16 protein-coding genes and 4 pseudogenes are annotated in these 19,438 nt (G+C 59.2%); 8 read left to right on the forward strand and 12 right to left on the reverse strand.

Annotated features, from left to right (window positions below; all coding sequences use genetic code 11):
- Both OS035_RS21785 and OS035_RS21790 read left to right on the forward strand, forming a co-directional pair.
- Nucleotides 1-744 (forward strand): DUF4405 domain-containing protein, encoded by a 744-nt coding sequence (locus OS035_RS21785; protein WP_331814076.1) that lies wholly within the window; start codon nucleotides 1-3, stop codon nucleotides 742-744.
- The gene (locus OS035_RS21790) at nucleotides 741-1,892 is read left to right on the forward strand and encodes an aldo/keto reductase (protein WP_183853115.1); all 1,152 of its coding nucleotides are present in this window, start codon (nucleotides 741-743) and stop codon (nucleotides 1,890-1,892) included. Before OS035_RS21785 ends, OS035_RS21790 begins: the two co-directional genes overlap by 4 nt.
- Before the next feature lie 588 nt (nucleotides 1,893-2,480).
- On the opposite strand, the pseudogene OS035_RS21795 reads toward OS035_RS21790, so the two are convergent.
- The 4 genes and pseudogenes from OS035_RS21795 to OS035_RS33600 all read right to left on the reverse strand — a co-directional run.
- Nucleotides 2,481-2,690: pseudogene (locus tag OS035_RS21795) on the reverse strand (integrase core domain-containing protein); the annotation flags it as partial.
- 292 nt (nucleotides 2,691-2,982) lie between these two features.
- A pseudogene (locus OS035_RS21800) lies at nucleotides 2,983-3,117 on the reverse strand (transposase domain-containing protein); the annotation flags it as partial.
- Between the two features lie 53 nt (nucleotides 3,118-3,170).
- The gene (locus OS035_RS21805) at nucleotides 3,171-3,620 is read right to left on the reverse strand and encodes a hypothetical protein (protein ID WP_183853113.1); all 450 of its coding nucleotides are present in this window, start codon (nucleotides 3,618-3,620) and stop codon (nucleotides 3,171-3,173) included.
- A 162-nt stretch (nucleotides 3,621-3,782) separates the two neighbouring features.
- A pseudogene (locus OS035_RS33600) lies at nucleotides 3,783-4,010 on the reverse strand (IS481 family transposase); the annotation flags it as partial.
- Between the two features lie 186 nt (nucleotides 4,011-4,196).
- On the opposite strand from OS035_RS33600, the gene OS035_RS21815 reads away from it, so the two are divergent.
- Nucleotides 4,197-5,588, forward strand: coding sequence for a DUF882 domain-containing protein (locus OS035_RS21815; protein ID WP_331814077.1), 1,392 nt, complete (start codon nucleotides 4,197-4,199; stop codon nucleotides 5,586-5,588).
- A 38-nt stretch (nucleotides 5,589-5,626) separates the two neighbouring features.
- Here OS035_RS21815 and OS035_RS21820 read toward each other — a convergent pair whose 3' ends face one another.
- Nucleotides 5,627-6,151 carry a YegJ family protein gene (locus tag OS035_RS21820; protein ID WP_331814078.1) on the reverse strand — a complete coding sequence of 175 codons (525 nt, stop codon included), beginning with the start codon at nucleotides 6,149-6,151 and terminating at the stop codon, nucleotides 5,627-5,629.
- A gap of 229 nt (nucleotides 6,152-6,380) precedes the next feature.
- Between OS035_RS21820 and OS035_RS21825 the strand changes: the two genes are divergently transcribed.
- Nucleotides 6,381-6,704 carry a hypothetical protein gene (locus OS035_RS21825; protein ID WP_331814079.1) on the forward strand — a complete coding sequence of 108 codons (324 nt, stop codon included), beginning with the start codon at nucleotides 6,381-6,383 and terminating at the stop codon, nucleotides 6,702-6,704.
- Between the two features lie 66 nt (nucleotides 6,705-6,770).
- Here OS035_RS21825 and OS035_RS21830 read toward each other — a convergent pair whose 3' ends face one another.
- Nucleotides 6,771-7,769, reverse strand: coding sequence for an ABC transporter permease (locus OS035_RS21830; RefSeq protein ID WP_097626447.1), 999 nt, complete (start codon nucleotides 7,767-7,769; stop codon nucleotides 6,771-6,773).
- A 69-nt stretch (nucleotides 7,770-7,838) separates the two neighbouring features.
- Nucleotides 7,839-8,729, reverse strand: coding sequence for an ATP-binding cassette domain-containing protein (locus OS035_RS21835; RefSeq protein ID WP_097626445.1), 891 nt, complete (start codon nucleotides 8,727-8,729; stop codon nucleotides 7,839-7,841).
- A 103-nt stretch (nucleotides 8,730-8,832) separates the two neighbouring features.
- Between OS035_RS21835 and OS035_RS21840 the strand changes: the two genes are divergently transcribed.
- Nucleotides 8,833-9,813 (forward strand): NAD-dependent epimerase/dehydratase family protein, encoded by a 981-nt coding sequence (locus tag OS035_RS21840; protein WP_183777544.1) that lies wholly within the window; start codon nucleotides 8,833-8,835, stop codon nucleotides 9,811-9,813.
- A 48-nt stretch (nucleotides 9,814-9,861) separates the two neighbouring features.
- On the forward strand, nucleotides 9,862-10,851 hold the full coding sequence (locus OS035_RS21845; protein WP_097626441.1) for a substrate-binding domain-containing protein: 990 nt from the start codon (nucleotides 9,862-9,864) through the stop codon (nucleotides 10,849-10,851).
- A 59-nt stretch (nucleotides 10,852-10,910) separates the two neighbouring features.
- On the opposite strand, the gene OS035_RS21850 is transcribed toward OS035_RS21845, so the two are convergent.
- Complete coding sequence (locus OS035_RS21850; protein ID WP_097626439.1) at nucleotides 10,911-11,789, reverse strand: LysR family transcriptional regulator; 879 nt, start codon at nucleotides 11,787-11,789, stop codon at nucleotides 10,911-10,913.
- Between the two features lie 131 nt (nucleotides 11,790-11,920).
- Here OS035_RS21850 and OS035_RS21855 point away from each other — a divergent pair.
- Together OS035_RS21855 and OS035_RS21860 are read left to right on the forward strand one after the other, a co-directional pair.
- Nucleotides 11,921-12,986, forward strand: a pseudogene (locus tag OS035_RS21855) (serine hydrolase).
- 316 nt (nucleotides 12,987-13,302) lie between these two features.
- Complete coding sequence (locus OS035_RS21860; RefSeq protein ID WP_097626434.1) at nucleotides 13,303-14,259, forward strand: NAD-dependent epimerase/dehydratase family protein; 957 nt, start codon at nucleotides 13,303-13,305, stop codon at nucleotides 14,257-14,259.
- A 381-nt stretch (nucleotides 14,260-14,640) separates the two neighbouring features.
- Here OS035_RS21860 and OS035_RS21865 read toward each other — a convergent pair whose 3' ends face one another.
- Genes OS035_RS21865 through OS035_RS21880 form a run of 4 tightly spaced genes read right to left on the reverse strand, consistent with a single transcriptional unit; the run spans nucleotide 14,641 to nucleotide 19,337 of the window.
- Nucleotides 14,641-16,008, reverse strand: coding sequence for a glycosyltransferase family 2 protein (locus OS035_RS21865; protein WP_097626432.1), 1,368 nt, complete (start codon nucleotides 16,006-16,008; stop codon nucleotides 14,641-14,643).
- Nucleotides 16,001-17,191 carry a glycosyltransferase family 2 protein gene (locus OS035_RS21870; protein ID WP_097626430.1) on the reverse strand — a complete coding sequence of 397 codons (1,191 nt, stop codon included), beginning with the start codon at nucleotides 17,189-17,191 and terminating at the stop codon, nucleotides 16,001-16,003. The genes OS035_RS21865 and OS035_RS21870 overlap by 8 nt, the downstream gene beginning before the upstream one ends.
- Nucleotides 17,191-18,492, reverse strand: coding sequence for an ABC transporter ATP-binding protein (locus tag OS035_RS21875; RefSeq protein WP_097626428.1), 1,302 nt, complete (start codon nucleotides 18,490-18,492; stop codon nucleotides 17,191-17,193). The genes OS035_RS21870 and OS035_RS21875 overlap by 1 nt, the downstream gene beginning before the upstream one ends.
- Nucleotides 18,489-19,337: an ABC transporter permease gene (locus tag OS035_RS21880; RefSeq protein WP_097626426.1), complete on the reverse strand. Its 849-nt coding sequence runs from the start codon at nucleotides 19,335-19,337 to the stop codon at nucleotides 18,489-18,491. Before OS035_RS21880 ends, OS035_RS21875 begins: the two co-directional genes overlap by 4 nt.
- Nucleotides 19,338-19,438 lie beyond the last annotated feature (101 nt).

Raw genomic sequence — 19,438 nt, forward strand, 5'->3', positions numbered from 1 at the left:
ATGACGCTGCGGATTCGCCTCATCCTTGACTTTGCGAGCCTTGCTCTTGTCGTCCTGTGCCTTGCCTACTGGTGGCTCGGCAACCTGTCGCACGAACTGTTCGGCACCGCGCTCTTCGCGCTTGTGATCGTCCATAACGTCATCAACAGGCGATGGTACTCGAATGCCGCGCGGAACCTGGGCGACGGCTCAAGGCTGCTGAACGCAGCCACCATAGCGTGCCTCGCCACGGTAATGACGGTCATGCTGGTCAGTAGCGTGCTGATCTCGCTGGATCTCTTTCCATTTTTGTCATTGGATGGAGCGTTCGCCGTCCGCGAGATCCATATGTTCGCGGCCTACTGGTTGCTTATGATCCTGGCCTTTCACCTCGGCACCCGATGGGCGGTGGTGATGAACGTGTTTCGCGGGGCCTTCGGCATTGAAGGGGCAAACTTCTTTCGGTCGGTTGCGCTTCGCCTCCTGACTTTCGCCGCCGCCGCATGGGGCGTCCACAGCACCATTGAGATGGGCTTCGGATCCAAGCTGATGCTGACCTACACGCTCGACATGTGGGACTTCAACGAGTCTGCCCTCAGGTTCTTCCTCAACTACGGCTCGATCGTCTGCCTGTACGCTGCGGTGACGTACTACGTCCTGTCGATGAGGAGATGGCGCAAGGGTGTCTGTGGCTCAGGGTCTGGCTTCGCATCACGTCCGCCAGCGCAGACGGCGTCTGACAATCAACGAAAGGGAATGAGATGAGAGAGAAATCGGGAATGCAAATCAATCGCCGCAATCTCCTGCTGGCAGCCGGCGGCCTCGCTGCAACGGCACAGTCAGGTGTCGCTCTGGCTCAAACCTCGGCACCACCAGCCTCTCCCGGAACGACCTCGTCAGCTATAGGACGGCGCAAGCTCGGTTCACTCGAGGTTTCGAGTGTTGGACTCGGGGTCCAGAACATGAGCCGCACCTACCAGCAGACGATTCCGACGCGGGCAGAGATGCACAACATCATCCGTTCAGCGTTCGATCATGGCTTGACGTTCTACGACGCGGCTGAAGCCTATGGTCCGCTGGAGGTCGAGCGAATCCTTGGGGAAGGCGTCGAACCATTCCGAAACCAGATCGTCATCGCAACCAAGTTCGGTTGGAACATCGATCCCGAAACCGGCGAGCGCAAACCCGGATTAAACAGTCGACCTGATCACATCAGAATCGTGGTCGATGCAATGTTGAAGCGGCTTCGCACCGACCGCATTGACCTTCTATACCAGCACCGTGTCGATCCGCAGGTGCCGATCGAGGATGTCGCTGGAGCGATCAAGGACTTGATGGATCAAGGCAAGGTGCTGCACTGGGGTCTTTGCGAGATGGGCCTGAAAACGCTGCGGCGGGCGCATGAGGCGCTGCCGGTCACGGCCGTCCAGAGCGAATACTCGATGCTCTGGCGGGGGCCGGAAAAGACCGCGATCCCTGTCTGTGAAGAACTGGGCATCGGCTTCGTGCCATGGAGTCCTCTTGGCGTCGGCTTTCTGAACGGCGCGATTGACGCCAAGACGACCTTCGCGAAGGGTGATATCCGCGGCATCGAGGGACGCTTCGTGCCGGAAAACTTGCCGCACAACCTGGCGCTCGTCGAACTCCTCGAAACGTGGGCAGAACGAAAGCAAGCACGACTTGGGCAGATCGCCTTGGCATGGCTCCTTGCTCAGAAACCTTGGATCGTGCCTATACCGGGAACGACACAGATGGCCCACATGATCGAAAACGTTGGAGCCCCCGGTGTCTCTTTTACTGCAGCAGAACTAGCCGACCTGAACGCATCCCTCGCCGCTGTCGAAATCAAAGGTGCCAGACTTCCCGACGCTGTGCAGGCGTTTTCAGATGTTGAGGCCCCTGCGAAGTCATGACCTGAGGGGTTTCGGCTTTGCTGCTCCCTCGGCATCTGTTCCTGCCGAGGGGGCAGATAAACCTTCAATGTCAAGACGTCGGCGCCGCGCTTGGTTGTGAACGACTCTGGATGCCTCAGGAGACAGATGCGGGACAACGTTACGGGCTGATGAGGACCGCGTTTTACTGTTGATGGCGCTGACGAATGATCCTCGCGGTCGCGACTGTGTATTAGATCCTTCAATCAAACTCTCGAGCGAAACGGAACAAAATTGATGCCGCTTTGCGACGATAAAGTGCGTGGCCAGATGGCCCCGATGCAAGCTGGGGAAAGGAACTTCGATTTCTACGATACATCCGGGCATGCGCCCTTTGCAGGGTACCGGGAGCTTATGAATTCTTGGATACTCGAGTTTCCAGAGAATGAGCGTGTGGAACTGGTTAGCAGGATGAAGACCGGGACGAACGTCCAGTACGAGCAGGCTCTGGCCGAAATCATAATCTACATCGCGCTCAATCGCTTGGGATATAAGGATCCGACGAGAAGGCCGGACTTCCTCGCTCGCAACCAGGCGGGCGCCACCGTCGCCTATGTCGAAGTCACGTCATTTATTCAAGAATTCGTCTCGCAGCCGCCCATTGAAGCTTTCGATGACGGCATTCTGGATCGGCTTACCCGGTGCGATGTAGTGCCATTCCACCTTGGTCCGATCCGTCCATTGCAGGATCGCGTTACTGGTGAACTCGCTGCCATCGTCGCTGACAATCATCTTCGGCTTGCCTCGTCCCTCGATGATCCGGTCCAGCTCACGGACCTTGGTGTCACCTCGGCGCTGACATCGACGAATTATCGCGAGTGAGTCGGACTTCGGTCCGATGGTAGACAGCAATCTCTCTGCTAATTTCCGTTCCGCTGAGACAGCAAACTCAGCACGAAAACTCGTTTTCGGGAATCCCCCTTAACCTGGCACCGACGGTTTGCGGGCGGCTAACCTCCCAATTGATCATAGGGTATAGATAATCTGTCGGAGCATCTTGCGTGGGATGGTGTTGCCAGTTCCATCGCATCTTAAGCGGGCGGTCGTCAAAGTCGAAGTCTGTGATTTCCTTCCACGGCGATAGCTCATCGATACGGCTCTGCTTGTGACTATTGACGATGGCAGTGCGCTTGGCGGTCAGATAGCTTTGCGGATCGACGGCATTTGGTTTGCAGGTCTCGATGAGCGAAGCGATGGTCGCACTGTTCTCCTGCGAACGTAGAACGGTTGCGCGCGTAAGCAATACGTCTTTGAGCAAGATCAACCCTGGTTTGGTAACGGCTTACCCTCGTAGCGCACGCGAAAATTCCTCCTGTGAAAATCCTGCTCGAAGCAGACGAAGACGAGTTCCAGGTCATTGGCGCTGTCGCGCTTCCCAAGGAGACTGAGCGTGACAACGATAACGCCACTGTATCCGCGCGTCAGGCGGAAAGCCGCGTTGCGGATGTCAGTCCCTTCTGGATCCTTCCGATCTTCGCGTCGCTCATAGATGACCCAGAATCGGGCAGCATCCCAAGTCTGCCGTAGGATTTGGCTGACCTCTGCCTTAAACTCTTCGGCATGCATTGCCGGCCCCCAAGACAATGCCGTCTCGCCCGCATCGCTAACGACATTGAGGTAACCGTCATATCGGTAAGCGCCTGACAGTGACCGTTCGATCATCTCGAATGCCGTGTTTTCGCTGATTGTTGTTTTGAAGAGAATTGCCATGGAATCGCTGCGTGCCACTGCCGATATGTCGGTGAGACGGCAAGACTACTGGGTGTCGCCTGGGCGAGCAACGGTGACATAATTGTCGGGCATCCGAGTCCGCCGCATCGTTCCGGAAATCTGCCTTTCCATACCGGAGACATAGGTAATAGAACGTCCCCAAGACATGGGTGACAACCTTGTGCCGAACGGGCTCTCGATGGTTTGCAATGTCCTCCGCTCCAGATCGATATATCCGAGATCATCGCGCGTGAAGCTGACGAGCCAAACGCCGTCATCGACCTCCGCGACGTCGAGCCTCTGGCCGGCCATGACTGTGAAGATATTGATCTTCTTGCGGTACATGCAGATGCGGCCGCAATTGGTCACCAGTACGTCACGGTCGTGGAAGCGTATTGTGCTTAGCTTCGATGAATGGGCGCATTGGCGCGATTTCGCCTCTGGTGGGGGCCCGCATCCTAAATTCGCCAAGCTCACGCGTCCGCTCGTTAGCAATTTGTTGACCATAAGCTGGCTTTATTGGGCCTGATGGATGCGGAGTTCCCGCCCGTCGTCGAGTGTTTGGTGTGGACGGGATTGTTCGTGTTGAAGTATCCAGTGCAAGGATTATCGGGCGGAGCCTTGGGCGGAATTGCCACACTCCTGTCGCGTGCGGAACGCTTCGCAGCGCGCACCATTCTGCCGGCGCTGTTTGCGCTGCCGGCGCTTGTCGGTTCTGCATCCTTTGCCTCCGCTGAGGATCGCGCCCTGAAGCTGTTCTTTACCCATACGGGCGAGAAGGCGACGATTACCTATAAGCGCGACGGAAAGTTCGATGCCAAGGGCCTTGCCCAGATCAATCGGTTTCTGCGCGACTGGCGAAGGAACGAGCCGACCCGGATGGATCCCCGGCTGCTCGACCTGGTCTGGGAGGTGTATAAGCGCAGCGGCGGCAAGGACTACATCCATATCGTCTCCGCCTATCGCTCGCCCGCGACCAACAACATGCTCCGCAACCGCTCGCGCAGTACCGGCGTCGCCAAGAAGAGCCAGCACATGCTGGGCAAGGCGATGGATTTTTATGTTCCCGGCGTGAAGCTTTCGACGCTGCGGGCGTTTGCCATGCAGATGCAGGTCGGCGGTGTCGGATATTATCCGACCTCGGGATCGCCCTTCGTGCATCTCGACGTCGGCAATGTCAGGGCGTGGCCCCGCATGTCGCGGCAGGAACTCGCACGCATATTCCCGAATGGGCAGACGATGCATCTGCCGGCGGATGGCCGGCCGCTGCCGGGATATAATCAGGCGGTTGCGAACCACAGAAAACGCGGCGGCCCCGCCTCGATCCAGATTGCCGGCACCGCGGGAGAAGACGAAGAGGTGGCGGTGTCGACCAGGTCGAGCGGCGACTCCCCAGACGGAAAGCTCGTGACGGCGCTTCTGCCAACGCCGGAAAGCCGAGCCTTGAATGCGCTCGCGCTGCAGACCGGCGCGGCCGAGCCGGATGGCAAACGGTCCGTTCCGGATCTTTCCTCCTTGCCGATTCCGATACCGGCGATGCGGCCGGCCGCCTTTGAGCACGGCGCCGATGTGGACAAACTGGAGACTGCGTCGATCGGCCCGATTGCCGCACTTCCGGAGAGACCGGCGTCGGCATTGCCTGTTCACGCCCGTTTCCATCCCCGCATTGTTGCCCCGGAGGCCTCCAGGCACAGCGCTGATATGATCGCCTCGCTGCCGATGACCGCTTCCTGGGAAGAAGCAAATTTCCTCGGATCGACATCCCAAGCGGCGCTGATGCAATGGGCGCTGCATTCTCCCGGCGCGGCGATGGGATTGAGCGCGCCTCGTGTCTCCCCGCGCGCGGTTCATCATGAGGTGAATGTGGCGACGTCGGGCGAGGATGTCATCCCGGTCGCTGCCAGCGGCCCGGTTGCCGTCAGCGGCCCGTTCGATGCCGGCCGGTTTACATCGGCACCGGAGGGCTGACCGCGATCATCATGGGGAGCATGGGAGCGACCGTGCCGTCAGTCGCAGACGATGCCGTAGATTTCGCGATATTGCTCCAACTGTTCTTTCGGGCCGGATAACAGCAGCGGGCAAGCGGTGTAGTTTCCCTTCACTTTCCCATTCTCGGTATACATCCAGTCGAAGATATCCGACTTCTCGAACTCGACGCGATCATCAGGCTTGATGTTGTTGATGTATTCCGGCGTATCGCTGAGAAGAGCGGTGAAATGGTCACCTGATACCTTGATCTGATAGACCCACATGAATTCCACATTCGGTGCCATCTGGTCAGTGGTCAGCGCCACGCCCTTGGCCTTGTCCGTGAAACCGAGCTTGATGCTGTAATTTTCGGTTCCGGCCGGTGGATTGCGCAGTTTCTCGAGGAAGCCACCCAACTCGCTATTGGACTTCTCATGGGCTCTGGCCATGGCCGGATCGCCGGGCGCGATCAACTGAACGTTGTCGGTGGCCAGAGCGGGCTCGGTGGGAACGATCAGAACGGATAGGCCAAGCATTGAGATGACTGAAATGACGTTGCGCAAGATTCGATGGCCTTAAATTGTTGTGACTATACCGCGCAGCATATCTATCTCTGGTTGATCTTCAAGGCCGGGTTGATGCACCAGCGCCGCTGCTGCTGTGCCACCGCGTTAGCACTGTGTTAGCGCGCGTGATTTACTTTCGTGACGCCAGGGGAAACCCGCTATCGGTTGCAACCGGGCAAGCAGAGCGGCGACGAGCCCCGAAACGTCGACGACTGACGGAGATTACATGAAACTGGTCCCAGGCAGCTTGATATTATCGTGTGCCATACTTCTGTCCAGCGTGCCGGGATTCGCCGCCTCTGGCGGATGGCAGTCGGATGGGCAAGGCACGAGATACTGGCACGTCACTCCACCGCCCGGGCAATGCAATATAAGCCACGCAAAAAACCGGGCGCTTCGGGCCGGCATCTATCGCAGCGAGATCATACAGCAGGATGACAATGTCATCGTGCTCAGAGGCCTGGATCAATCGGGCGACCGGCGGGAGATCGGCTTCGCCAACATCAGGGGATGCCCCGAGTTGGATGGCTATGAGGATGGGCGCCCCTGAGGGCATGGCCGGAGTTTGCTCAACGAACGCTGCGACCGGATATGCTGCAGGCCGCCCAGCCCAACCCTACTCGCTCTGCCGCAAATTGCGGATCCGGTCGAACAACACCGCCAGCACGATCGCCCCGCCGATAAACGTCCCCTGCCAGAACGCATTGATGCCGAGCAGGCCGAGGCTGTTGCGGATCACTTCGATCAGCGCTGCGCCGACCAGGGCGCCGAAGGCGGTGCCGACGCCGCCGGCGAGGTTGGCGCCGCCGATGACGGCGGCGGCGATGACCTGGAGTTCCATGCCGGCGCCGATATTGGTGGTGACGGCGCCGAGCCAGCCGGTCTGGACGATGCCGGCAATGCCGGCCGAGAGCGCCGAGATCATGTAGACGGCAACCTTGATGGTGCGCACGGGAACGCCGGTCAGCGTGGCGGCATGTTCATTTCCGCCGATTGCGAAGACATAGCGGCCGAAGCGCGTCCAGCGCAGCACAAAGCCGGTGATGAGCGCCAGGATGACCATGTAGAGAACAGGATTGGCGATGCCGAAAAACCAGGCGCCGCCGCCGAGCGCAAGCAGTTTGTCGTGGTCGGGGCCGAACTGGAAGACGACAGTGTTGTTGGAGGCGACCATCGCGAGGCTGCGCGCAATCGACAGCATGCCGAGCGTCACCACGAAGGGTGGGAAATTGAGATAGGCGATCAGCACGCCGTTGAAACCGCCGATCACCAGCGCCGTGACGATCGCGGCGGTGATGCCTACCTCGATGGAATAGCCGGCGTTCATGGTGACCGCCAGCACCATGCTGCAGAGGCAGAGCACCGATCCCACCGACAGGTCGATGCCGCCGGTGATGATGACGAGCGTCATTCCGAGCGCGATTATGGCGACGAAGGTGACGTTGCGGGTGATGTTGTAGAGGTTCTTCGACGTCGCGAAGGAATCGGTGGCGAAGGACAGGAAGAGGCAGGCGAGAAGCACGGCTATCAGCACCCAGAATGTCTGACCGCCGACAAACTCCGCAAGCCGGCTGCGCTGCTTCTGTGCAATCGTCTGGTCCAGTGTCACTGCCATTTCGACCTCTCACTCCAGATAGGGCATTTCCGTCAGCGGTGTTTCTTCCGCAGGACTAAGCACTGCCGCTCAGACCTGTTCGATGGCCCCTGTTATCAGTCCCGTGACTTCCTCGGGCGAACTCGCCGCGATCGCCTTGTCGGCGACCTTCCGGCCGCGGCGCATGACGATCACCCGGTCGGCGACGGTGAAAACATCGGGCATGCGATGACTGATCAGCACGACCGCGATGCCGCGGTCGCGCAGCTCGCGGATCAGGTTGAGGACTTCGGCCACCTGGCGGACCGAAATGGCCGCCGTCGGCTCGTCCATCAGCACGATCTTTGCCTCCGACAGCATGGTGCGCCCGATCGCCACCGCCTGCCGCTGGCCGCCCGACATCTGTTTGACGAGATCGCGCGGGCGGGTTTCCGATTTCAGTTCCTTGAAAATCTCGCCGGCGCGCCGGTACATCGTCTTGTAATCGAGGATGCGAAACGGGCCGATGCCGCGGCGCAGTTCCCGCCCGAGGAAGACGTTCGCCGCCGCCGTCAGATTGTTGCAGAGCGCCAGATCCTGGTGGACGATCTCGATGCCGTGCTGGCGCGCCTCGACCGGGCGGTGCATGACGATCTCCTTGCCCTCCAACCGCATCGTGCCTTCGCTCGGCCGGAAGTTGCCGGCGATCATCTTGACCAGCGTGCTTTTGCCGGCGCCGTTATCGCCCATCAGGCCGACGACCTGGCCGGCTTCGAGCGTAAACGACACGTCGTTGACCGCCTGGATGGCGCCGAAATGTTTTGAGATATTGGTGAGTTCGAGAACCGCGACCAGCCGACTACCCTCCCCGGAACCTGCAGGCCTGCTTTCGCCGCCGGTTACCCGGTTGCCAGTCAGTCGCCTGCGATCTCGCTCGGCCGATCTCCTCCCGGAAAAGCGATTATGAGCATTAATGCAAAAGCGCCAGGAATCGTCAATCAAATGTCCGCTAAATCAGCCTCTCATCACAAAAATCTATTTTGTACGACAAATACAGATTGACGCCGGAAACGCGGGCATATTAGCTGTTACTGGGGAGAGAGGTATGCTGATCCTTGTCACCGGGGCTACGGGCAAGGTCGGGCGGCGCTTCATTACTGGGCTGCTTGACGAGCCGCGATTTTCCAAAGCACGCATTCGCGCGCTTTGTCATAATCGTGTGCTCGAGGAGACCGACCGCATCAGTGTGGTGAAGGGCTCGATCGCCGACAGCAATGTCGTGGCAGCGGCAATGGACGGCGTCACCCATGTCGTGCATCTCGCCACCTGCAAGGAAATCCCGGCCGACGTGATGGATATCACCGTCAAGGGCCTGTTCTGGCTGCTCGAGGCATTCCGCGCCAGCCCCACGGCCAAGCAGTTCATCCTGATCGGCGGCGATGCCGGCATCGGACATTTCTTTTATCGCCATGACGGGCCGGTGACCGAAAAGACGCCGCATCGCGCCTATCCCGGCTGCTACGCGCTCTCCAAGGTGCTGGAAGAAGTGATGCTCGAGCAGTTCGCCATCCAGTATGGCATCAACACCTGCTGCCTCAGGGCGCCCTGGATCATGGAGAAGGACGATTTCAAATACACCCTGTCCTTCGGCGACGATGTCTTCGGCGGGCCGGACTGGAAGACGCTGGTGCCGGCTGATGATGCCGAGCGTTACGCGCATGATGGCACGGTGCCGCTGTTGCGCGATGCCGACGGGCGGCCGCTGAAGCGCAATTTCGTGCATGTCGACGATCTCGTCGCGGCAATCCTTGCGGCAATCGACAATCCGCGCGCCAAGGGCGAGCTTTTCAACATCTCGATGGATCGGCCCGTCGATTATGGCGAGGTCGCCGCACACCTTGCCCGCACGCGCGGGCTCGGCTCGGTCGATATTGCAAGCCAGTTTCACTCGAACTGGATGGACAACAGCAAGGCCAGATATCTCTTGGACTGGAAGCCGGTCTACGATCTGGAAAAGCTGATCAATTCGGCTTGGGACCACCAGCGTTCGAAGGAGGAGCCTCGGGTCGTCTGGTATCCAGGTTGATGACGCGGCGGGTGCAGAAGCGCTCGTCTTTTTCAATGGGAGGAAGCTATGAGGAAGGCATTATTGCTTACAGCTGCAGTTATGGCGCTGACGGCCGGACAGGCCTTGGCCGCCAAGAAGCAGCTGGTCATCGTCGTCAAAGGCCTCGACAACCCGTTCTTCGAGGCGATCAACCAGGGTTGCCAGAAGTGGAACAAGGAAAACGCATCGGCCGAATATGAATGCTTCTACACCGGCCCGGCATCGACCTCCGATGAGGCCGGTGAGGCGCAGATCGTCCAGGATATGCTGGGGAAGGCCGATACCGCGGCAATCGCCATCTCGCCGTCGAACGCCAAGCTGATCGCCCAGACGCTGAAGACCGCCAATCCGAGCGTTCCAGTGATGACGCTCGATGCCGATCTTGCTGCCGACGACGCGGCGCTGCGCAAGACCTATCTCGGCACCGACAACTATCTGATGGGCGCCAAGATCGGCGAATACATCAAGAAGGCCAAGCCGAAGGGCGGCAAGATCTGCACCATCGAAGGCAATCCCGGCGCCGACAACATTCTGCGCCGCGCCCAGGGCATGCGCGATACGCTGAGCGGCCAGAAGGGGCTGGCGGCACTGAAAGGTGAAGGCGGCTGGACGGAGGTTGCCGGCTGCCCGGTCTTTACCAATGACGACGGCGCCAAAGGCGTGCAGGCGATGACCGACATCCTTGCCGCCAACACCGACCTTGATGCCTTCGGCATCATGGGCGGCTGGCCGCTGTTCGGCGCCCCGCAGCCCTACCGCGACCTGTTCAAGCCGATGGCCGACAAGATCGCCAAGAACGAGTTCGTCATCGGCGCCGCCGACACGATCGGCGACGAAGTGGCGATCGCCAAGGAAGGCCTGGTCACCGCGCTGGTCGGCCAGCGGCCGTTCGAAATGGGCTACAAGGCGCCAACCGTGATGATGGACCTGGTCGCCGGCAAGAAGGTCGACGATCCGGTGTTCACCGGGCTGGACGAATGCACCAAGGATACCGTCGACACCTGCATTCAGAAGTGACCTCGGCATTCCATCAATGATGCGGCTCGGAGCGCCCACGCACGTGGGCGCTCCGATGATCATACAGCGCTCACCTGCGCACCGATCCAGTCCGAAAATGCCCGCATCGCCGTCGTGACCGGCCGCGACTGCAGGCGCGTCAGCCAGTAGCTGCCGAGCGATATGGCGGTAGCGAAAGGCTGGACGATCGCGCCTGAGGAAAGATGCCTTGTGAACATCGATGGCGGCGCGAGCGCGACGCCGAGCCCCTGAAGGGCCGCCTCCATCATGCCGACAGAGGAATCGAAGACGATGCCGGCATTGACCTGCGCCGCCGGGGGAACGCCTGCCGCCTGAAACCAGCTGCTCCACTCATCCGTCCGGTAACTGCGCAGCAGCACCGCCCCGGCAAGATCTTCAGGCGATTGCAGATGTTCCGCCAGCTTGGGGATGCAGAGCGGCGAGAGCGGCGCTTCGAACAGGCGCTGCGCCTCCGTTCCATGCCATGAACCGCTGCCGAAGCGGATGGCGAAATCCAGCCCTTCGGCGGCCGGATCGACCCGGTTGTTGTTGGTGGACATGCGGAGATCGATAAAGGGATGCCGGCGCCGGAAATCCGCAAGCCGCGGCAACAGCCAACCGACAGCAAATGTCCCGACTACGCCGAGGAACAGCAATTCGCGCACCTGCCCGGCTTCGATCCTGTCCAGCGTCGTCGCCATCTGGTCGAACGAAGCCGTCACTGTCGGCAGCAGCGCTTCGCCCTCGGCGGTGATTTTCAAGCCGCGGGGAAGACGCTGGAACAGCGCCACCCCCAATCGCGTCTCCAAGCCTTTGACCTGCTGGCTGACCGCCGCCTGAGTGACGCAGAGCTCGATCGCCGCACGGGTGAAGCTCAGATGCCGTGCGGAGGCTTCAAAGGCGCGCAGGCCGTTCAAGGGGAGGAATTGCCGAACCATGTGAGCCCTAGATTTTCTTGTGGCTGCTGCGAGATATCATCATTTGTGATTGCAAAATAGCGCCGTTAAACGTCGTCCCCATGCGCTTTTGCGCTTGTTTTTGCTGCCATGTCGATTGGAGGATGACGGTTATGAAAAGCATCGGGATGAGAATTTTATCGGCCTTTTTGCTCTCGGCCGGCGCCGCCACAAGTGTTTTTGCCGCCGACGAGACCAAATTGAAGGCGATCACGGATGCGGCGATCAAGCCGATCATGGACAAATACGCCATCCCCGGCGTTGCCGTCGCCATCACCGCCGACGGTCAGGACCACATCTTCAACTATGGCGTCGAATCCAAGGACACCGGCAGGCCGGTGGCGTCGACCACGCTCTTCGAACTCGGATCGATCAGCAAGACCTTCACGGTGACGCTAGCATCCTACGCGCAAGCGAGCGGACAACTCTCGCTGTCGGACAAGGCCGGCAAATTTCTGCCTGGAATGAAGGGCAAGCCGTTCGGCGATATCGCCTTGATGCATCTCGCCACCCACACGGCGGGCGGATTTCCGCTACAGCTTCCCGATGAGATCAAAACCGAAAAACAGCTGCTCGGCTATTTCAAAGCCTGGCAGCCCTCCTATGCGGCTGGAACGCAGAGAAGTTATGCCAACCCCAGCATCGGCATGCTCGGCTATATCGCCGAAAGCGTGGCAGGCCGATTATGCTCAAGGCTATAAGCGCAGCGGCGAGCCCGCTCGGATGACACCGGCCGTTCTCTCATCCGAGGCCTATGGCGTCAAATCCACTGCGGGCGACATGATCCGCTTCGTCGGCGCCAATATGGGCCTAGTCAAGCTCGACGAAAAACTGCAGCAGGCGATCACCAACACCCATATCGGATATTTCACAGCAGGGGCGATGACCCAGGATCTCATCTGGGAGCAATATGCCTATCCCGTCGCGGTGAACGACTTGCTGGAGGGCAATTCGCCCGCGATGCTGAAGACCATGCCGGTTTCGGAACTGCGACCGCCGATGCAACCGCGCGACGATGTGTGGATCAACAAGACCGGCTCGACGAACGGCTTCGGTGCTTATGTCGCCTTCATCCCCAGGGAGCGGCTCGGCATCGTCATCCTGGCCAACAAGAACTATCCCAACGAGGATCGCATCGCCGCAGCCTATCAAATATTAACAGCGCTCTCGGCAGACTGATCGGAAAACAGGCCGAGCGCCCCGCCTCAGACGCAACTGCAACAGTTGAAATCGTGCACCCGGCTACCGACGATGGAGCCAGACCTTAGCCTGATGCGCCAGCCAGGGCCCTCGTGATATAAAATGGGTTGCCATCGACGGGGCCCACCCTTCCGCAAGTTTCCGATGTCGAATCCGGCGACACTACTTTAAGTAACACGTGTAAATAATTAAGATTAATAAGCGAGTATTTTCTAGAACATTTCTAATCAATTGCCACGCCTTAAAGGTGATGCTAATAAACACTCACCTTCTTAACGTCACAAGGCGCGATGCAATGAAAAGCGTATTGATTTCTGGCGGGGCTGGATTTATTGGCTCGCATTTGTGCGACCGGCTTTTACTTAGAACAGATGTCGAAAAACTGGTTGTTGTTGACAATCTCTGGACCGGACTTTTCGACAATATCGCCCACATCAGGGATCCCCGCTTCCACTTCGTGAAGTCGGACGTCGAGACGTTGCGCAGCTCAGAAAAATTCGATGAAATCTACCATCTTGCCTCCCCGGCATCGCCGCCATGGTATATGAAGGAGCCGAAGCGGACGATTTCCGCCAATCTTCTCGGGGCATTCCGGCTGCTGGAGCTTTTGAAGAAAGGTGGACGTTTCGGCTTCACCTCGACCTCCGAAGTTTATGGTGACCCGCTGGTGTCGCCGCAGCCGGAATCCTATAAGGGCCAGGTGGACTGCACCGGACCGCGCTCGTCCTACGACGAGAGCAAGCGCTGCACGGAATCGCTGCTTTTCGAAATGCAGCGCACCGAGGGGCTCGACCTCAAGGTCGTCCGTCCTTTCAACATTTATGGTCCGCGCACACGGTCCGATGACGGCCGCGCCGTCTCCAACTTCATCACCCAGGCGCTGGCGGGCCGGCCGATCACGGTATTCGGCGACGGCAAGCAGTCGCGCAGCTGGGGTTATGTCGATGACGTCGTCGACGGTTTCGCCCGCTATTTCTGGATCAATGAAACCGACTACAAGGGACCTCTGAACGTCGGCAATGATCGCGAGATTTCGGTGCTCGAAGTCGCGCAATATGTGTCCAAACTGGTCGGCGGCGTGCCGATTGTCTTCGAGCCGTCACCGCCGCAGGACCCGACCAACAGGCGGCCGGACCTGACCAACGCCAATTACGTCATGCCCGAGTGGTCGTGCAAGATCAGCTACGAGCAGGGCGTGGCCATGACGCTTGACTGGTTCAGGGACCAAATGAAAGCGCACGCTGCAGAATAACGAGCATATGCTGGTGGATTTTGGCTCGACCTATGATCTCAATAGGTCGAGCTACGCTACTTTAACGCTCCTGGCGCGGCCCCATCCGGCGAGATTGGCGAGGCACATTCGCCAAAAACCCACCCTCTCGTTCCAACTGCACCGGCCGATCCGGCAAAGCCGTTCACAATATTCGGCACCGACCATGACACTCCGATGGCTCACGCATTCAGTGATCTCGCTGATGCGCATGTGCGGGCGCTTGAGCGGTTTGTTGATGGACTTGACTCGGCGGCCATAAACCTTGGGACCGGACGTGACGTATCCCTGCCCCGCGGCGGGCGCATCGGCAGGCCCGGTAGGGCGTCTGAACCTGGCGGTCGGCTGTAGCAGCGTCGGTCGCTACGATTTACTCGTATTGTCATAGAGTGCTGAACGCAGTTTCGCCTGCATCCACTGGAGGTGCTGTTCGATCATATGCACGTGGAAACTCGGGTTATTGAGAGTATTCAACGTAAAGTCGGACAAATGCGGGGTAACGTTGAACGGCTGACCCCGCCATTCGGCAAGCGCCACAGGAAGATATTTATGTATTGCCTGGCGGTTCAGCCACGGACGGAAATGCCGTGCGTCCCACGGTTCGGCGCCGATCCGATGACCCATGTCACAAACGTGTACCGTCCCAATCACGATGCGAGCAGCGAGGGGTCGGCGTTCCGCCAGCACAGCTTCGGCTGCCTCAATGCCTTGGTCCAGATTGATCTCGAGCACGTCGATTTCATCAGTGAAACCTGTCGGATCCGGCGGAAGCCGCCAATCCTCACCCAACACTTCAGCGGCGCCGCGAAGGTAATGATATCCATTGCACTGTCGCTCTACCTTTTCATAGAGCCTGCGGAGGCCCGCCTTTTCCAACATTTGGAGGACGCGGGGGCCAGCCTTGACGAGGGGGTCGAGGACAGAACCGGCGCGGGTAGCGATGGTCCTTTGCAGACGCCTCTTCCACCCTTTTCTTCCGGTAAACCGATGGATCGCGAGCAGCCGCTGTATGTCGGGGTGCTTACGAGCCATCAAGGCATCGGAGCGTCCCTCTTGATACCTGCGCACCATCTTTCCGGTGAGTGTCGTCGTTTGATGTTCGAGATGATAACCCAATGCCTCGGGAGCAAAACGAATTGGAACTCCTTTTTTGATCAGGCGCAGACCAAATTCGAAGTCCTCTCGTGCACGGGCGAATTGAGGATCGAGCCCGCCCATTGCGTGAAATAGTTCTGCATTCAGCGAAAGGTTTCCTGTCAGCACATCGGTAAAGGCGAACTGATGTCCAGGGCGGGACACGCGTTCGAAGTGCCTCGTCCACCACGCGCGCGCGCTGAGGCGGAAGCGATCCTTTGCAATGTGCGGAAGTGGCGGGTACGGCCCCATCACGACGCCCCCAGGGTGGCGCTGATGTTCAACGGCATGCGCCCGAACGAAGTTTTCCCCGGGCTCGATGTCGTCATCAAGGAAGATCAATAAACGGCCGCTCGCGACCTGCGCCCCCGCATTGCGGGCGAGTGCCGGACCGACGCCCGGCAACGACAGGGTCCGAAGCGGAACGCGGGTGCGAAGCGACGAGAGCATTGTCGACGTGTCGTCCTCACACCCGTCCGCCACAACCAGGACTTCGAACGCTGGGGTCCCATCTCGCTGAGCGTCGAGCCTGCTTAAAATCGATCTCAGCATAGCAGCACGATTATGCGTTGGTATGATAACGCTGATGTCAACCACGCTTATGCCCTGCCTCCCCTGCTCGCGCCCTCGCCCGCGCCCTCAGATATCGAACCGGGCCGCTCACAGCACCTCTGACCTGCGTTAAGGCGTCGTTGTAAGGCAGGCTGAATTGGTGTGTCCGTCGAGGTTGAAACAATCGCCGAAGAAGCCTGCTGTACGAACGAAACATACGAGGGATCGCACGCGGGTTTCCCTCGAACAGGAGGGCCTTCGTCAAGATGGCGAACGATGCAACCTCGTAGCCATACATCTGCTGCTGCAGTTCCTTGCTTGAGCGACGATGGCGGTGCCAGTTCAGAGCCTCGGGATCGTAGATGATCCGATATCCGGCTTCGAGCACACGCCGGAACATATCTGTGTCGCCACCAGCCAGACTGAGCGTTCCAGCGTCGAGAGCCTCGTCGAACCACCCCACCGCGTCAACGATCGTTCGGCGCAATGCCATGTTGACACCGGCACCCGCATGCCATCCGGTGAATGGGTCCAGGTTATAGGCATCATAAACCTGACGCCTGAAACCACGGCAAAAACCGCCAAAATGCTGAAAGGCGATCTGCGAGTCCGTTTCCAGCTCTGCCGCCATGGTAAGACCGGTTACGGCCAGCACGAGGGGGTCCTCGAAATTGCGAAGCAAGGTTCTAAGCCATAGCGGGTCCGGAACCGCGTCGTCGTCGATGAAGGCGACGACGTCTGCTTCTGTGTTGCGTAGGGCAGTATTGCGCGCGACGTCAAGACCAGGACGCGGTTCGCGCAGATATCTCACAGTGTCGAAGCGCCCGACTAAATCTCGCGTGGCCTCGTTCGATGGGGCATTGTCGACGACCAGAATATCGGCCTTATCGGGCATAGCCAAAAGCCCGGTGAGGCACCGCTCCAGATCCTCGGTACGATCGCGCGTGCAGATCACCACGGACGCTTTCGGCAGCTGACTTGGAGTCGGCGACGGATCAGGGAGGGCCAGCCGATGCCTCAGCCAAGCTTCGAAGACCGACGAACTGGCCGCAGACAGAATCCGGTCCTTAATTGGCATCTTGCCGCCATCGCTGTCGAAAGCGATCACAGCCTGGCCGCACGGACGACCGGCCACCCGGATCAGCACAAGTGCACCCTGATAGTCATCGGTCGGTTCAAAATCTGGCGGAAGGTCAAGAATGTCGATGTCTCGAACCGCAAGGCGCATCAGGAGTTCCGATCCAAGCTGTGCTGACCCAATAAGCCGTGGTCCGGCGAGGTCGCGGTGGGGCGCGACTGCACCTGCTGCCACTGTGTCGGAGGATTCAGCATACCCTTTCTTGGGCCGGGGCCGGTCACGGCGAGAGGATAGACTTCGGCGTGATAATCGTAAACTTGCTGCCAGTCCGCCGAAAAAAGGCCCACCGTAACGCGATAGTCGCCCGGCGCCAGGTCGACACGATTGAGCGTTGTTTCGATGCGCACCGTGTCCGTGTCTACGACAGGGGCGAATTCGGCCAACTTGCTGTCGGTCTCGAAGCAGCACGTATCGTCCGCCGCGTAGATGCCGATGACGATAACCGCGTTGCGATCTCTGGTAGCGCCAACATAGGTCAGTGAAATCGACAGCCGGTCGCCCACAACGATGGTACTTGTCGGCGTGCTTTGCTCGTTCAGCAACACGACGGCTGTGATCTGGAGTTCGCCATTGCCGAACCGGCTGACCTGCGGCACAAGTTCGACGGGCAGTTTCGTCACGGCGAACGGTTCGTGCTGGACGCTCGCGACCTTCGCCTCGACAGCCGAGGTATAAAGCGGGAGCATTTCGTCGATTGGTCCGTAGCCCACGACGCGTCCGCCTCTCAGGAACAGCACGTGATCACAGATTTCCCTTACCTGCGAGACGTCGTGAGACACGAAGAAGATAGTGGCGCCGCCGTTCAGTATCTCCTTCACTCTTGCAATGCACTTCTGCTGGAAGGCTTGGTCGCCGACGGCGAGGGCCTCATCGATAAGCAAGATATCCGGGCGCACATGGACTGCCACGGCGAATGCCAGGCGCATGCGCATCCCGGTGCTATAACTGCGAACCGGGTTCTCAACGGCCGCCTCCAGTTCGGCGAAGGCTACGATCTCGTCAAACCGCTCAGCAACCTCGGTCCGCCGCATTCCCGCGATAACACCCAGCAGGAAGATGTTCTCGCGCCCCGTCAAATCGTCGGTCAGGCCCGCCCCGATGTCGAGCAAGGCACCAATTCGACCCCTCACCTTGATCTGCCCTTCGTCGGGACGACCAACGCCGCCGATCAGACGCAGCAAAGTCGACTTCCCGGCACCGTTTAGTCCGACCACGCCGACAGCTTGCCCAGGCGCGACCGCAAAGCTGATGTGGCGCAGGCCCCAAAAACTTTTCGACTGTACCACGGACCGTCCGGACAAAAGGTAACCCTTCAAGGTGGTGGAACGTGCACCCCCTTGCGGACGGTAGCGCTTGCCGACGTCGTGGACGGTGATGGCGCCTTGTCTCATAGTTCATCCACAAGGCGTGCGCTGCCACGCTCGACCAGACAAATGCCGGCAATGAGCATCGGCAAAGAAACCAGCGCAGTCTTCCAATAGATATCAACGGGAGGCCAAGCGTGTTCGACGAAAATGGCGCGGTAACCCTCGAGAATCCAGGCCATCGGGTTCCAGGTGTGAATTAACGCCATCGGTTCACTGGCCTTAAGTGGGCTGTAGAACACGGGTGTCAGGTAAAAACCCAGCATCAAAATTACGCCTACCAAATGTTGAGTATCCCGGAAGTGGACATGCGCAACCGCAACAAGATAGGACAGGCCCATCATAAACAGCGCTTGCGCAAGGAAGACGAGTGGAAGTGCGACGACGCTCAAAGTCGGGGCCCCGGTCTCCATAAACGAGATGATGAAGAGGAGTGGCAGAGCGAGTAGAAGGTGCACTGCCTGTGTGATGACTGCGACAACAGGAAGTATCCCGATCGGAAAGCCCGGCCGGCGCACCAGTTCGCTGCTGCCGGTTATGGAGGTCGTCGCTGCGGGCACCGCAGTGCTGAGCCAACCCCAGGCCAACACGCCGGAAAAGACGAAAGTGGTGTAATGGGGAATATCTAGCGGCAGGACCTTGCGAAAGAGCAGCGAAAAAACCAGCAACTGGCTCAATGGCCGCATCAAGGACCAGCCGAGGCCAATTGCGGACCGTTGATATCTCATCTTCAGATCGCGTGTCAGAAGTTCCAACAGCAAATCGTTCCATTGCAGACAGATGTGGATCAAGGGCTTCCACTGATCACGACGCCAGTATTGGTCCCGTCGCTTCGCGCGATCAAGCGCATCATCCTTGAGATGTTCAGGCATTTAGGCTCACTCTTGCCACCGGTTAAATACACCTTGCCTCAAAGTAGTAAAGATCATCATACTCGCGAACTGACAGGGTACACTAGCGTGATCGTTATCGT

The organism is Rhizobium sp. 268 (assembly GCF_036571585.1).
Classification (GTDB): domain Bacteria; phylum Pseudomonadota; class Alphaproteobacteria; order Rhizobiales; family Rhizobiaceae; genus Rhizobium; species Rhizobium redzepovicii.

Excerpts from the sequence above, each read along its gene's own strand:
- OS035_RS21790 (WP_183853115.1), top strand. The coding sequence starts at position 741 with ATGAGAGAGAAATCGGGAATGCAAATCAATCGCCGCAATCTCCTGCTG.
- OS035_RS21845 (WP_097626441.1), top strand. The coding sequence starts at position 9,862 with ATGAGGAAGGCATTATTGCTTACAGCTGCAGTTATGGCGCTGACGGCC.
- OS035_RS21850 (WP_097626439.1), bottom strand. The coding sequence starts at position 11,789 with ATGGTTCGGCAATTCCTCCCCTTGAACGGCCTGCGCGCCTTTGAAGCC.
- OS035_RS21880 (WP_097626426.1), bottom strand. The coding sequence starts at position 19,337 with ATGCCTGAACATCTCAAGGATGATGCGCTTGATCGCGCGAAGCGACGG.
- OS035_RS21870 (WP_097626430.1), bottom strand. The coding sequence starts at position 17,191 with ATGCGCCTTGCGGTTCGAGACATCGACATTCTTGACCTTCCGCCAGAT.
- OS035_RS21830 (WP_097626447.1), bottom strand. The coding sequence starts at position 7,769 with ATGGCAGTGACACTGGACCAGACGATTGCACAGAAGCAGCGCAGCCGG.
- OS035_RS21860 (WP_097626434.1), top strand. The coding sequence starts at position 13,303 with ATGAAAAGCGTATTGATTTCTGGCGGGGCTGGATTTATTGGCTCGCAT.
- OS035_RS21805 (WP_183853113.1), bottom strand. The coding sequence starts at position 3,620 with ATGGCAATTCTCTTCAAAACAACAATCAGCGAAAACACGGCATTCGAG.
- OS035_RS21840 (WP_183777544.1), top strand. The coding sequence starts at position 8,833 with ATGCTGATCCTTGTCACCGGGGCTACGGGCAAGGTCGGGCGGCGCTTC.
- OS035_RS21825 (WP_331814079.1), top strand. The coding sequence starts at position 6,381 with ATGAAACTGGTCCCAGGCAGCTTGATATTATCGTGTGCCATACTTCTG.
- OS035_RS21785 (WP_331814076.1), top strand. The coding sequence starts at position 1 with ATGACGCTGCGGATTCGCCTCATCCTTGACTTTGCGAGCCTTGCTCTT.
- OS035_RS21875 (WP_097626428.1), bottom strand. The coding sequence starts at position 18,492 with ATGAGACAAGGCGCCATCACCGTCCACGACGTCGGCAAGCGCTACCGT.